We start from the raw sequence: 13,656 nt of genomic DNA, 5'->3' as shown, positions 1-13,656 counted from the left end.
ACCCACGATGAAATCCACGATACACCACCTGTTTTTCGCGGCCCTGCTCGGCGCTACTACGCTCAGCATCACGGCCTGCAATGACCTTTTGGAGCCCACGCCGGTGCAGCAGCTCGCCGACGACAAAGCCATAACCGACGCCGGCAGTGCCCGCTCGGCTACCATCGGCGTGTATGACCGGGTGCAGGCCTACTACCAGCTCAACTGGCCCGTGCTGGGCTTTCTGCCCGGCGACAATGTGCGCTTCAACGGCACGCTCAACCAGTTTCTGCAGATTGACCAAAACCAGCTTAGCGCCGACAACGTGCTGATTACCGAGGCCTGGACCCAGATGTACCAGGCCGTGAATGGGGCCAACAACGTGCTGGCTGCCCTGCCCGCCATTAACGACCCGCTGCTGCCGGCGGCTGAGAAAAACCAGCTGCTCGGTGAGGCTCACTTCCTGCGGGCCCTGGTCTACTTCGACCTGGGCCGGGGCTGGGGCGGCGTGCCGCTGGTGCTCACCCCGACGCGCACCAAGGAAAACGGCAGTGGCCAGCGCCGCAGCTCCCTGGCCCAGACCTACGACCAGGTGCTCTCCGACCTGACTCAGGCCGAAAGCTTACTGCCCGAAACCGCTACCCGCAACCGCGCCGTGAAAGCCGCGGCCCGGGCTCTGCGGGCCCGCCTGCACCTCTACCGCCAGCAGTGGAGCGAGGCCGAAGCCTACGCTACCCAGGTTATCGGCAGCAGCAACTACCGCCTCGTGACGCCCTACCGCGCCATTTCCACGGCTCCGTTCCTCAGTCAGGAATCAGTGTTTGAGCTGAGCTTCAGTAACTCCGACGCCAACAGCATGTGGAACAACTGGTTTCCCAGTGCCCTGGGCGGGCAGTTCAACTTCCAGCCCGTGCCGGCCGCCATTACCCTGCTCAATGACCCCGCCACGGGCGGCAGCCGCTCGGCATTGCTGGCCTCCACGACCATTAACGGCAGCAGCGTAACCTACGGCAACCTCTACAGCCGCTCGGCCCAGCGCGACGACCCGAGCTACGTACTGCGTCTGGCCGAGCAGTACCTCATCCGGGCCGAAGCCCGCGCCAGGCAAAGCAAGCTGACCGATGCCCTGGCCGACCTGAACGCCGTGCGGGTCCGCGCCGGGATAGAGCCCAGCAAAGCTGTCACCGCCGAAGCCTTGCTGCTGGCCATCGAAAACGAGCGGCGCGTGGAATTTGCCTTCGAAGCCGACCGGTGGTTTGACCTGGTGCGCACCGGCCGCGCCGCCACCGTCCTCGGCGTCACGGACCAGCGCCGCTGGCTGTTCCCGATTCCTTTTAATGACTTGGTGGCCGACCGGAGCCTGGAACAGAACCCGGGGTATTAGGCTCCATTTAGGACAAACAGAACGTCATGTCGAGCAATGCGAGGCATCTCGCGTGCTGATGTTGCCAAGCCAACTGTCCTGCTCAGCGGAGCCGAAGCATTTCTACTGCAACGCTATTCAATGCCGAATCAACGAAGTGGTAGAGATGCTTCGACAAGCGGACGTCAGATCAAGCAGGACAATACCACGGCACGCGAGATGCCTCGCGCTGCTCGACATGACGTTCGGGCTTGCTCTTTACAACCACAACCTCACCCTCAACCGGCTTTTCACTGCCTTTTATACTCATGTTTAAAATCTACGCTTCCGCCGCTTTGCTCACCTTGGGCCTGGCGCTCCATAAGCCGGCCGTGGCCCAGAATAGCTACTTTTTCCCCGCCGCCCCGGCCTCCACTTTCGACTCCCAAATCCCCACGCCCGAACAGTTTCTGGGCTATGCCATCGGCACGCACTACACCCGCACCGACCAAATTGTGGCCTATTTGCGGGAACTGGACCGGGTGTCAGATCGGGTGAGTTTGCGCACGATTGGGACGACCTTTGAGGAGCGGCCCCAGGTAGTGGCGACCATCACGGCCCCGCAGAACCAGCAGAACCTGGCCGGGCTGCAACAGGCCCGCCGGGCCCTGGTCGACCCGAAGCAGCCGGCGCCCGACTACCGCAAGCTGCCGGTGGTGGTGAGCCTCAACTTCGGGGTGCACGGCAATGAAAGCTCTTCGTCGGAAGCGGCCCTGCTGCTGGCCTACTACCTGACGGCCTCCACCAGCCCCGAAACCCAGCAGTGGCTCGAACAGTCGGTCATTACCATCGACCCGCTGGAAAACCCCGACGGGCGCGACCGGGCCTCCCACTGGTTCGACCAGAACAAGTCGTGGCCCAACGTGACGGACCCGCTCGACCGGGAGCACACCGAGGCCTGGCCGGGCGGCCGCACCAACCATTTCTATACCGATTTGAACCGCGACTGGCTAGCCCTGACCCAACCCGAAAGCCGGGCCCGGATGGCGTTTTTCCACGAGTGGTACCCCAACGTGATGATCGACTTTCACGAAATGGGCACCAACGGAACCTACTACTTCGAGCCGTCGAAGCCCTTCAGCACTGAAAACGACCTGATTCCGCGGGCTACCTACGAAGTGCTCAACGTGCACCTGGCCAAGTACTTTGCCAAGGCCCTCGACAACCTGGGCTCCTTGTACTGGACCAAAGAGCAGTTCGACAACCTCTCGCCCATCTACGGCTCTACCTACCCCGATTTTCAGGGTGGGGTGGGCATTACCTTCGAAGTAGGCAGTTCACGGGGCCTAGCTCAGGAAGGTACCAACGGCGTGGTCACGTTTCCCTTCACGATTCGCAATCACGTGGCTACCGGCCTGGCCACGGTGCGCGGGGCGGTGGAGGAAAAAGAGCTGTACCTGAAGCACCAGCGGGAGTTTTTTGCCTCGGCCCTCACCGACGCCCGCAAGTTTCCGACCAAGGCCTACGTCTTCGGCAACGCCCAGGACGAGACGCTGACTAACAAGTTCTTGAGCCTGCTGCTCCAGCACAAAATCGAGGTGCACGAGCTGGGCAAAACCGTGACGCTCGACAAGCAGCCCTTCGAAAAGGGCAAAGCCTACGTGGTGCCCACGGCCCAGCCCCAGTACCGCATCGTCAACTCCCTGTTTGAGGAGCTGACCGCTTTTCATGACAGTGTATTCTACGACGTAACCGGCTGGAGCCAGGCTCACGCCTACGGTCTGGCGGTGGCGAAGCAGAAGAATACCACCCTGGTGCAGGGCGCCCCGGTGCAGGCCCCGAAAGCCCTGGCCGGGACCGTGCGCGGCGGTCAAAGCAGCTACGCCTACCTCTTGCCCTGGTCCGACTACAACGCCCCGCGCAGCCTGACGGCATTGCAGCGGGCCGGGCTGGTGGCCAAAGTCAGCTTCAAGCCCTTCAGTGCCGGCACTACCGATAATGCTACCGACTTCGGCTACGGCACGCTGGTGATTCCCGTAGCGGCCCAGAAGCTGCCCGCCGACTCGGTTTTCCAGATTGTGAGCCGCATCAGCCGCCAGAATCAGGTCACCTTCACCAGCGTCGGCACGGGCTTCAGTGCCAATGGTATTGACCTGGGCTCCAACAACGTGCGCACGGCGCCCGAAACCCGGGCGGCCATTCTGGTGGGGCAGGGAACCAACTCCTCGGAAGTGGGCGAGGCCTGGTTCGTGGCCAGCCAGCAGCTGGGCGTGCCTCTGAGCCGCATCGAAGTCGGCAACTTCGGCCGGGCCCCGCTGGGGCGCTATTCCAGCCTTGTGCTGGTGGGCGGCACCTACGCGGCCCTCGATAAGGCGGCCGTGGCCAAGCTGCGGCAGTGGGTGCAGGATGGCGGCACGCTCATTACCCTGAAAAGCGCCTCCGAATGGGCCATCCGGCAGGGCATCGTGAAAGAAAAGCTGCTGATTCCGGCTTCTGGCGGCTGGGCCGACACCACGGTAGTCGGTGCGAAAGGCAAAGCTGCCCCAGGCCGCCGGGCCGACTTCGTGCAGCAGGAGCAGGAGGGCACGCGCGCCATTGCCGGCTCTATCTACTCGGCCGATATTGACATTACCAACCCCATCGGCTTCGGGCTGACCAACCGCCGGCTCTACGTGTTCCGCAATGGTACCACCTTCCTCAGGCCTAGCCGCAACCCCTACGCCACCGTGGCCCAGTACACGGCCCAGCCCCTGGTGAGCGGTTACGTGTCGCCGGCCAACCTGCGGCAGATCAGCAGCTCGGCGGCGGTGGTCGTAAGCAAAGTAGGCGCGGGGCGGGTCGTGCTCTTCGCCGACGACCCCAACTTCCGCCACTACTGGCACGGTACCTCGCGCCTGTTTGCCAACGCCCTGCTGCTGGGCCCACTGCTAAACCTGCCCGAAGGCCCGGCGGCTGTTTCGGCTGAGGAAGAGCAGGAATAAGAAAATGAGCTTGCTTTGCCTATTAAGTATGGCGAGCAAACCCGGATAAAAAGAACGTCATGCTGGGCCTGTCGAAGCATCTCTCCCGCAGCAGTAATTCAATTTACTTTGGCGGCAGAGATGCTTCGACAAGCGCAGCATGACGTCTTAATAGTGTTAGAAGCGGCTAGTAGAAAGCATCTGACTGGCTCATTGCTCCGGCAGTGCGCAGCTGCCACCGGCCTTTACCACCAGTTTTGGCTGCCGTACTGCCAGAGCCAGGCCGTCATCGTCCAGAGGCCCCAGATAAGCGCTGCCAAAAAGATCAAAAAGCCGATAAGCACCACCGTAAGCAGGCCCCGGCCGCTGCCGGTGTGCTTGCCCTCGGCGTAGTGGGCGCGCAGCAACGCCACGTTCCGGTCGTTGCTTTTATAGGCGAAGTCGAAGATGTTGCCCAGGATGGGAATGGCTCCCACGATGGTGTCGAGCAGGATGTTGAGCACCATGCGTATCACCACTGCTCCGCTGGCTCCGTGCCGCATCATGGTCATCAGCAGGGCCCCCGACACGGCAAAGGTCGACAAGTCGCCGACGACGGGCAGCAGCCCCAGCAGCGGGTCGAGGCCGAAGCGGAACGAGGTGCCGGGCAGCTTGAACTGGCTGTCCATCAGCCGGGCAATGCGCTCCACCCAGCGCAGCCGCTCGTCCTGGTCGAAGGTGGCAGGGGCGGTGGGCGAAGTGGTAGAGTGAGTCGGGGCGGCCATGACGGGAGGGTTTTCTGCCTTTAACGCACGAGTAGCCAAAATGGCGAAGCCAATTTCCGGGGGCGCAGCCAATCAAGCCGGCCGCTCGTAGGTTATACTTCCTCAATACTCTTTAACCACAACCACACACTTCTATGGAAACTCGCAATCTGGGCCCGCAAGGCCTGCGCGTCTCGGCCCTGGGCCTGGGCTGCATGGGCATGTCCGACTTCTACGGGCAGCGCGACGATGCCGAAAGCACCCGCACCCTGCACCGCGCCCAGGAGCTGGGCGTCACCTTTTTCGACACGGCCGATATGTACGGCCCCTTTCTCAATGAAGAACTGGTGGGCCGCGCCTTCCAGGGGCGGCGTCAGCAGGTTGTTATTGCCACCAAGTTCGGCATCCTGCGCGACCCGAACGACCCCAGCAAGCGCGGCGTGAGCGGCCGGCCCGAGTACGTGCGCCAAGCCTGCGACGCCAGCCTCAAGCGCCTCGGCACCGACTACATTGACCTCTACTATCAGCACCGGGTCGACCCTGATACGCCCATCGAGGAAACCGTGGGTGCCATGAGCCGGCTGGTGGAAGAAGGCAAAGTGCGCTACCTGGGCCTGTCGGAAGCCGCTGCCGACACCGTGCGCCGGGCCCACCGCGTACACCCGATTTCGGCCCTGCAAACCGAGTATTCGCTCTGGAGCCGCGAGCCGGAAGACGAGATTCTACCCACGGTGCGGGAGCTGGGCATTGGCTTCGTGCCCTACAGCCCGCTCGGCCGCGGCTTCCTGACCGGCCAGATTCAGCAGTTCGACGACCTCGACCCGGACGACTACCGCCGCCACACGCCCCGGTTTCAGGGGGAGAACTTCCAGAAAAACCTGGACCTCGTAGCCCGCATCAAGGACCTGGCGGCCCAGAAAGGCTGCTCGGCCAGCCAGCTGGCCCTGGCCTGGGTGCTGGCCCAGGGCCCGGACATCGTCCCGATTCCCGGCACCAAGCGCATCAGCTACCTGGAAGAAAACCTGGGGGCCCTGCAGGTACAGCTCAGCCGTCAGGAGCTGGAGCAGATCAATGAAATTGCCCCGCAGGGTGCGGCCGCCGGCCTGCGCTACCCCGAGCAGATGATGCGCAGCGTGAACGGCTAAGCCGGCAGTACCTGTACGCAGGTTTCCCAAGCACAAAAAACGGCCGCTCCATTCAGGAGCGGCCGTTTTTTTGGGTACTAGGCGTAAGCCGAAAGCATCTACTGCCGGCCGTATGCTACTTACTTTTTGCGAATATCACCGCGGATTTCACCCAGGCCGTAAGCAGACGAGTGAATGTTCACGTACATGCCGTTGGCTAACAGCTTGGCGGCCTGGTCTTTGGTCACGGCTACCGTGCCGGTCATGGGCGAGGCCGCGCGGGTCAGCGGAATGGCTACCTGACCTTCGCCGGTGCCCGGACCACCTATGTGGATGTGCATAGCCGTGGGCGTAATGCCTTGGTAGGTAAGCGTGTAGGTCATCTGGTCGGTGCTGCTGTTGTAGGTGCCCGCGAAGGTACCGGTAGCAGTAGAGTTGTTGGTCGGCACCTGCTGGGCACTGTTGACGGTTGCTACCAGCTCAGTCGTAGTTACGGGGGCCGGCGTGGCCTCGTCGTCGTTTTTGCTGCAGGCAGTAAAGAGGCTAACGGCGCCGAGGGCCAGGTACATGTAGGCGTGCTTCATGGAAAAATGAAAATTGAGCAATTGATGTGAGTGTGAAAACATACGGTAGCTATGCCAACCGCGGTTTGTATGATTTGTTATATATTTTATTCAATCTTCTAAAAATAAGCATAGGCCTGCCGGTCAGCCACCGGGAAGGAACTGGTGCAGGGTTTCTGGCAGGTTTTGAGAGGCTAGAATGAAGAGCCTCCGACGCGGCCGTACCCGCCGGGGCACTGGTGCTGGGCAGACTACCTTTTCAGCGGCGGCAGCAGGTCAATCAGGCCATCTTCGCTCACTACAATGGCCACGCAGGCGTAGCGGCTGCTTTCCACGTAGCGCACGGCCGAGTTGAAGCGGGAGCCGCGGGAAGAGTCGCCCTTTTCGGTGGCCAGGCCGTCGAGAATGGCCCCGATGGCGTAGCACACGCCGCTGGGGTCAATAAAGACGGCGCCGTCGATGTTGGTCACCAGCCGCAGCACCGAGGGCGTCATGATGCGGGGCGTCACGCGGAAGCACTGGCGCGTGAGGCGCACGGCCTCCTGGGCGGCCCCTTCCGAAATGACCAGAATGGTGCCGTTGGTTTGCCTGGTGGCATTCTGGGTCAGCTCCCAGAGGTAGGAAATACTCGGCTCGTCGAGGTCGGGGAAGATGCGACCCACGGCCTTGGCGAAGTTTTCGGCATCGACGCGGCCCTGGGGCAGGCGGGGCGTATTCGATACCACTTTCATCATCACGTGGCCGGCGTGGCTGAGCTCCCAGCTGTAGTGCTTGGTAAAGTGCACCGTAAACAGCGGCTCGTAGTGCGCGTCGCTGGGCTCTACTACGTGGCCCAGGCCAAACACGTCGGAGGCATCGGTAATCAGGGAAGTACGGCCCTCGCTGAGCTCCAGTAGCTTGCGGATCGAGCGGTGGTCGCGCAGCGGAATCGGGCTTTCCAGCGTCAGGACGGGCACTACGGCCGGGTGGTGGCGGCGCGCCACGAGCATGGTCCCCACGCCTTCGTCGCCCTCGTGGCGCAGGGCCGCCACGCCGTTGCAGGCATCGTAGAGGCCGTGGGTGCCGGCGGCGGCGCGCAGCATAAAGCGCCGGCCCGCCGCCCGCAAAACCTCGTTGTAGTCGCGGTCGAGAATGGGGCGGTCCTCGTCGGTATCAGACTCGCGTAGGGCCCGGGAGCAGTCCTGCAGAAACTCGTACACGGCGGCGTTCAGCAGCGAGGGTGCGCGGGTGCCGCGGGGTTGGGCCGGCAGCGAGTAGTAGCTGTGGTAAGTTTCGCTCGACAGCTGCAGCACCACCACCACCAGGTACCCATACAAACTCACGGGCAGGGAGCAGAAGCTGATACGATCTTCGCCGCGCTGCTCGGTCAGGTCAGTGAGCAGGCGCAGGGTGGCGCGGCGCATCAAATCGTACCAGCGCAGCTTCTCGTAGCGGTCCTGGTCGGTAGAGTACAGGTGGTAGACCATGTCGCGGGGGCCATCCGATTCGAGGGCCGCGGCCTGGGCTTTCACGTCGGCAAAGTCGGCGGGGGAGTAGCGGTGGCTGGCGGGCTCAATCACGACGGCCTGGGGCTCGTCCGTTTCACGGGCCGAAGCCAGGCCAAGCAAAAAAACTTCAGGCTTAAGATTACGGTCAAGCAGGTTAAAAATGCCATCGGCAAATAACTGGGCCGTGACACGGAATAGGCTTTGATGGTCCCACATGGGCATTCTGGGGGCGGGCAAACGAGCGAGAGGAAGGGGCGTACTGCGGAAGGTACGGGAAAACGCCGCATAAGGTAATGCCGCCCGCCCGCAACATTGTGGCCCGTCCGCCCAACAAGTGCCCGAAGTGGCGGTTATGACCGGGAGAAAAAGCATGGTTTCTGCTTGTCATTGCCTGGGCAGAAGCGTAACTTAGGAAACTCAGAATAGTTGCGTCCACGCGTTGTCAGGGCCGAGCGGCTGCCGTTATGTTTATTGATATCCTGCTGGCTTTCTTCTGCGCCTTGTCCTTCCTGCCGCTGACGACTGGCTACTGCGCCTACAGCTACGGCCGCTCGTTCTGGCTATGGTTTACGCTGGGCTGCGTGCTGCCTATCGTCTCGTTCTTCATCCTGTTTGCCCTGCTCTACCGCAAGGAAATGGACCGGGGTGAGCAGCTGCTGGCCGAGGTCAAAGCCATTCTGGCCGCCGACGAAGCCCGGGCCCGGGGCGTGAAGATTGAGGACGAAGAGTAGCGCCCACGAAGGCACAGCTTGGGTTTACTCGTTCCGGCTGGCCAGCCACTGCTGCGCGCCCCGCGCCGCCCAGGCGCCGGTGCTGAGGCAGCCTTGCAGCAGGTAGCCGCCGGTGGGCGCTTCCCAGTCGAGCATTTCGCCGGCCACGAATACGCCCGGCCGGCGCCGCAGCATCAGCTGCTCATCTACTTCCTGCCAGGCCACGCCGCCCGCCGTAGAAATGGCTTCTTCCAGGGGCCGCAGCCCGGTTACGGGAATGGGCACTGCCTGCAGCAGGGCGGCCAGCGCCTCCGGGGTAGCGCCGGCGTCGGCGGGGGCCAGCTCGCGCAGCAGCGTGGGCACGGGCGAACCCAGGCGGAGCGTTTTGTCCAGGTACACCGCCAAGGACTTGCCATTGCGTGGGGCCCGCAGCTTCTGCACCAGCTGCTCGGCCGAAAGGTCGGGCTTGAGGTTGAGCTGCAGCGGGGCCGGGGTGTGGGTCGTGAAGGCGGCGCGCAGAGCGGGCGTCAGGGCGTATACCGGGGTGCCTTCCACGCCGTAGTCGGTTAGCAGCAGCTCGCCGCGCACAGTGTGGCCGCCGCAGGAGAGGGCAATGTTCTTGAGGGGCGCCCGGCCTATTTTCTCCCGGAAAAACGTTGACCAAGCCACTTCCGCCCCGCAGTTGGAGGGCGCAAACGGCACGCACTGCACCCCGATATGCCGGAGCGCTGTGGTCCACTGCCCATCGGAGCCGGTTTTGCTCCAGCTCGCGCCGCCCAGGGCCAGCACCGTGGCCGCGGGCTGCACCGTCAGCTCCTGGCCCGTGAGTTCGTCGCGCAGTAGCAGCCCCTTGTTGGGCGCAAAGCCCAGCCAGCGGTGCCGCACCCGCAGCTCCACCCCCAGTTGGTGCAGATGATTCAGCCAGGCCCGCAGCACCTGGGCCGGCTTGTGGGCCTCGGTGGGAAAGATGCGGCCACTGGTGCCGACAAACGTAGCAATGCCCAGAGCATGCAGCCACTGGCGCAGGTCGTCGGGGGAAAAATGCTGCAAAAAGGAGCCGAAGCTGGCTTGCCGCGGCCCGTAGCGCTGCTCGAACGTGGGCAGCGGCTCGGCATTGGAGAGGTTGAAGCCCCCGTGCCCGGCCACCAGAAACTTGCGGCCTACCGTGGGCTGGGCTTCAAATACCGTGACGCGGTGGCCGGCTTCGGCCAGGTGCTGGGCCGCCAGCAGCCCCGCCGGTCCGCCCCCGACAACGGCAATAAAAGAGCCCCTAGATTCAGTGTTCATCGGGCCGCAAGGTACGACGCCAGGCGGGTAAAGCCCACGCCCGTCGGGCGACGGTGCGGGGCCGGAGAGGGGCGCTGCGGACCCGCAAACTCGGCGGCCGGCACCGGAAACCCGTATAGCCGAGCTGTTCCTTACCCTTTTTCCGCGCTTATGGGGCCATATTCCATTCTGATTGGGCTGAGCATTGCCGTCATTCTGTCCTACCTGTTCGACCTGGCCGCCCGCGCCACCAAGGTGCCCTCGGTACTCATGCTGCTGCTCACCGGCATTGCTCTGCGCCAGGCCGCCGACTACTTCGACTTTGCCTTTCAGGTGCCCTCGGTGGTGCTCCAGATCTTCGGCATCATCGGCCTGATCATGATTGTGCTGGAAGGGGCTATGGATTTGAAAATCAGCCGGGAGAAAACCCCGCTGATCCGGCGCTCCTTCTTTGCCGCGGCCCTGATGCTGGTGGTGCAGGCCGTGGCCATTGCGGCTCTGCTGCACGCCTACCTGGGCGTGTCGTGGCAGAGCTGCCTGGTGAATGCCATTCCACTGGCCGTCATCAGCAGCGCCATTGCCATTCCGAGCGTGGCCGGGCTGTGGGGCGAAAAGCAGGAGTTTATCGTCTATGAAAGCACGTTTTCCGACATCCTGGGCATCATGTTCTTCAACTTCGCCTTGCAGGACGATTTCGCCCAGGGCGTGTCGGTCATCACCTTCTCGCGCGACGTGGTGGCCATTGTAGTAGTAGCTATTCTGAGCACGGCAGCCCTGGCCTTTCTGCTCGACCGGATTCGGCTGCACATCAAGTTCTTCCTGATTTTCGCCTTTCTGATTCTGATGTACAGCGTGGCCAAGAAGCTGCACCTGTCGTCGTTGCTGCTGGTGCTGGTCTTTGGCCTGGCCGTGAATAATGCCGAGCTGTTTCTGAAGGGCCCGCTCAAGCGCTGGTTCCGGCCCGAGCGGCTGGCCGGTGAGCTGCACCAGCTCAAAAGCATTACCGCCGAGTCGGCCTTTCTGATTCGCACCTTCTTCTTTCTGCTCTTTGGCTATTCCATCACCCTGGCCAGCCTGCTCAGCCTCTCGCTGCTGCTCCAGGGCGTACTTATCGTGGCCGTGCTGGTAGCCATCCGCTACGTGTACCTGCGCTTTATTGCCCGCACCGAGCTAATACCCGAACTGTTTATTGCCCCCAAAGGCCTGATAACGGTGCTGCTGTTTTATAGCATTCCGCCCGAGCACCTCATCGGCGAAATCAGCGAGAATATCCTGTTCGTAGTTATTCTGCTCACCGGCGTGCTGATGATGGTAGGCCTGCTGCTCACCCGCAAAGAGCCGGAAATAGGGGAGTACTAAAGGGGAATGTGCTAAATGTGAGGAATGTGCTAAATGTGAGTGAATGTGAGGAATGTGGGTGAATGTGTCCTTGCGAGCTTGCGAAGCAATCCGTCCGCTGGGCAGTATGACCTGACCTCTTACCAGAAAGCCCCTTATTACACACAGTAGTAAGGGGCTTTTTACATTAGAAGGCTCGGCGCTTCGCAGCGGACGGATTGCTTCGTGCCTCGCAAGGACACATTCACCCACATTCACTCACATTTAGCACATTCAAAACACATCAGCCCCCGAGCACCTCAATCACTCCGTTTCTTTCAGCAGCTGGCGGCGGTAGCTGGCCAGAATGGCCGCTTTGAGGATAAAGCCAGCGTAGCGGCCGTTGCTGACCACGGGCAGGGCCCAGGCGTCGAGCTGCTCCATGCAGCGCAGGATGTCGAGCATCGTGTCGTCGGGGTTGACGGTGGCCGGGGGCTGGGTCATCAGGTCGCGCACCCGGGTCGTGTTGTAGTGCGCGTCGTCGAAGAGCGCGTCGCGCATGGTATCCAGGGCCACGATGCCGACCAGGCGCCCGTCGGCCTCCACCACCGGAAACAGGTTGCGCGAGGCGTGGCGAAACACCATCACCAGCTCGCCCAGCGTACTGTCGGGACTTACGGCCACGAAATCGTTGCTGACCAGCGACATTGGGTCGAGCTGGGCCAGCAGGCTTCGGTCACGGTCGGCGTGCATGTACACGCCCCGGGTCACGAGCTTGCGCGTATAGACCGAGTAGGGCTCAAAGTAGCGCGTAATCAGGTAGGAGCTGGAGCAGACCACCATCAGGGGCACAAACAGGGCATAGCCGCCGGTGATTTCGGCAATGAGGAAGATGGCGGTGAGCGGGGCATGAATAACGCCGGCCAGGGTGCCAGCCATGCCCAGCACGATGAAGTGGACCTCGGAAATGGGGTAGAGGCCGCTCAGATTAATCAGGCGGGCCGTGACGAAGCCCACCAGCGCCCCGGCAAACAGCGAGGAGCCGAACATGCCTCCGTTGCCGCCCGAGCCTACCGTGATGCAGGTGGCAAACACTTTGAGCAGCATACTGGCCACGGCCACAAGCAGTAGCGTCCACACGTTTTCGTCGCGGTAGACTGAGAAGACGGAGCCATCGGTGAGGCGTTCGGGCTGTCCGCCCAGCAGCAGCTGCACGATGTTGTAGCCCTCGCCATAGAGCGGCGGGAAGATGAACACCATTATGCCCAGGGCCAGCCCGCCCAGCAGCACCTTGCTGGTTGTGCCCTTCTTGCGCTCGAAGTACTTGTCGGCCAAAAAGTACACCCGAATCATGTAGACCGACAGCAGCGCGGCCATTAGCCCCAGCACGAGGTAGAAGGGAATGGCCTGCACCGGCCAGGTGGTGGTAATCAGTACGAAGGGCTGGCCCGCGTACAGGGACTTGGACACCACCGTAGCCGTGGCCGAGGAAATGAGCAGGGGAATAAAAAACGGCGCCGACAGCTCCGACAGAATTACCTCGACGGCAAACAGCACGCCGGCAATGGGGCTGTTGAAAATGGCCGCCACGCCCGCCGCCGCGCCACAGCCTACCAGCAGGCGCCGCTCGCGCCGGCCCACGCGAAGAATCCGGCCCAGGTTGGAACCCAAAGCTGAGCCCGTCACCGAAATCGGGGCTTCCAGACCAGCCGAGCCGCCGAAGGTCACGGTCAGAAAGGACGTAACGAGCTGGGAGTACAGCTTGCTGCGGGGCACGATGCTGCCCTGCCGGGCGATGTTGTAGATGATGGGGCCAATGCCCCGGCTCAGGGTGCCGCCCAGCACGTAGCGCGTGAAGAGCACTGTGAGGCCAATGCCAATAATGGGGTAGAGAAACAGAGCAAACACCCGGTCCTGCTCGGGTACCCAGGAATAAAGCAGCTCCTGGGCTTTCTGCACCGAGGTTTTCAGCAGCACCGCCGCCAAGCCGGCCAGGCCGCCCACCAGCACGCTCACCAAAATCAGGTAGACCCGGTCGTTGACGTGGCGTAAGCGCCACAGCAGCAGGGGGCTAAGCGTTCGGTGTAGAAGCGTTTTAGGCATCGGCAGAAAGGGCGGAAAGCAAATGGCGCGAGCATGCCGCAGCTCGACTAGGTTACCTCAAC

10 protein-coding genes are annotated in these 13,656 nt (G+C 62.5%); 5 read left to right on the top strand and 5 right to left on the bottom strand.

Annotated elements, in window-relative coordinates:
- Positions 1-7 precede the first annotated feature (7 nt).
- Together LGH70_RS18040 and LGH70_RS18035 are read left to right on the top strand one after the other, a co-directional pair.
- Entirely contained in the window at positions 8-1,363 is a 1,356-nt protein-coding gene (locus LGH70_RS18040; RefSeq protein WP_226188496.1) for a RagB/SusD family nutrient uptake outer membrane protein, read from the top strand.
- Between the two features lie 287 nt (positions 1,364-1,650).
- Complete coding sequence (locus LGH70_RS18035; RefSeq protein WP_226188493.1) at positions 1,651-4,302, top strand: M14 family zinc carboxypeptidase; 2,652 nt, start codon at positions 1,651-1,653, stop codon at positions 4,300-4,302.
- A gap of 224 nt (positions 4,303-4,526) precedes the next feature.
- Here the strand turns inward: LGH70_RS18035 and LGH70_RS18030 are convergent, their stop codons facing one another.
- On the bottom strand, positions 4,527-5,045 hold the full coding sequence (locus tag LGH70_RS18030) for a DUF4112 domain-containing protein (RefSeq protein WP_226188490.1): 519 nt from the start codon (positions 5,043-5,045) through the stop codon (positions 4,527-4,529).
- A 134-nt stretch (positions 5,046-5,179) separates the two neighbouring features.
- Here LGH70_RS18030 and LGH70_RS18025 point away from each other — a divergent pair, with 134 nt between their 5' ends.
- Positions 5,180-6,169, top strand: coding sequence for an aldo/keto reductase (locus LGH70_RS18025; protein WP_226188487.1), 990 nt, complete (start codon positions 5,180-5,182; stop codon positions 6,167-6,169).
- A gap of 119 nt (positions 6,170-6,288) precedes the next feature.
- Here the strand turns inward: LGH70_RS18025 and LGH70_RS18020 are convergent, their stop codons facing one another.
- Together LGH70_RS18020 and LGH70_RS18015 are read right to left on the bottom strand one after the other, a co-directional pair.
- Positions 6,289-6,732 carry a CHRD domain-containing protein gene (locus tag LGH70_RS18020; RefSeq protein WP_226188484.1) on the bottom strand — a complete coding sequence of 148 codons (444 nt, stop codon included), beginning with the start codon at positions 6,730-6,732 and terminating at the stop codon, positions 6,289-6,291.
- Positions 6,733-6,962: 230 nt separating this feature from the next.
- The gene (locus LGH70_RS18015; RefSeq protein WP_348533753.1) at positions 6,963-8,414 is read right to left on the bottom strand and encodes a diadenylate cyclase; all 1,452 of its coding nucleotides are present in this window, start codon (positions 8,412-8,414) and stop codon (positions 6,963-6,965) included.
- Between the two features lie 248 nt (positions 8,415-8,662).
- Here LGH70_RS18015 and LGH70_RS18010 point away from each other — a divergent pair, with 248 nt between their 5' ends.
- A complete protein-coding gene (locus LGH70_RS18010; RefSeq protein WP_226188478.1) occupies positions 8,663-8,929 on the top strand; it encodes a hypothetical protein in 267 nt (88 codons plus the stop codon).
- A 24-nt stretch (positions 8,930-8,953) separates the two neighbouring features.
- On the opposite strand, the gene LGH70_RS18005 is transcribed toward LGH70_RS18010, so the two are convergent.
- The gene (locus LGH70_RS18005) at positions 8,954-10,195 is read right to left on the bottom strand and encodes a BaiN/RdsA family NAD(P)/FAD-dependent oxidoreductase (RefSeq protein WP_226188476.1); all 1,242 of its coding nucleotides are present in this window, start codon (positions 10,193-10,195) and stop codon (positions 8,954-8,956) included.
- A 150-nt stretch (positions 10,196-10,345) separates the two neighbouring features.
- Here LGH70_RS18005 and LGH70_RS18000 point away from each other — a divergent pair, with 150 nt between their 5' ends.
- Entirely contained in the window at positions 10,346-11,533 is a 1,188-nt protein-coding gene (locus LGH70_RS18000; protein ID WP_226188473.1) for a cation:proton antiporter domain-containing protein, read from the top strand.
- Between the two features lie 282 nt (positions 11,534-11,815).
- On the opposite strand, the gene LGH70_RS17995 is transcribed toward LGH70_RS18000, so the two are convergent.
- Entirely contained in the window at positions 11,816-13,594 is a 1,779-nt protein-coding gene (locus LGH70_RS17995; RefSeq protein ID WP_226188470.1) for a chloride channel protein, read from the bottom strand.
- Between the last annotated feature and the right edge of the window lie 62 nt (positions 13,595-13,656).

The organism is Hymenobacter nitidus (assembly GCF_020447315.1).
GTDB classification, from domain to species: Bacteria; Bacteroidota; Bacteroidia; order Cytophagales; family Hymenobacteraceae; genus Hymenobacter; species Hymenobacter nitidus.
This window is presented reverse-complemented; position numbering and strand designations above follow the sequence as displayed.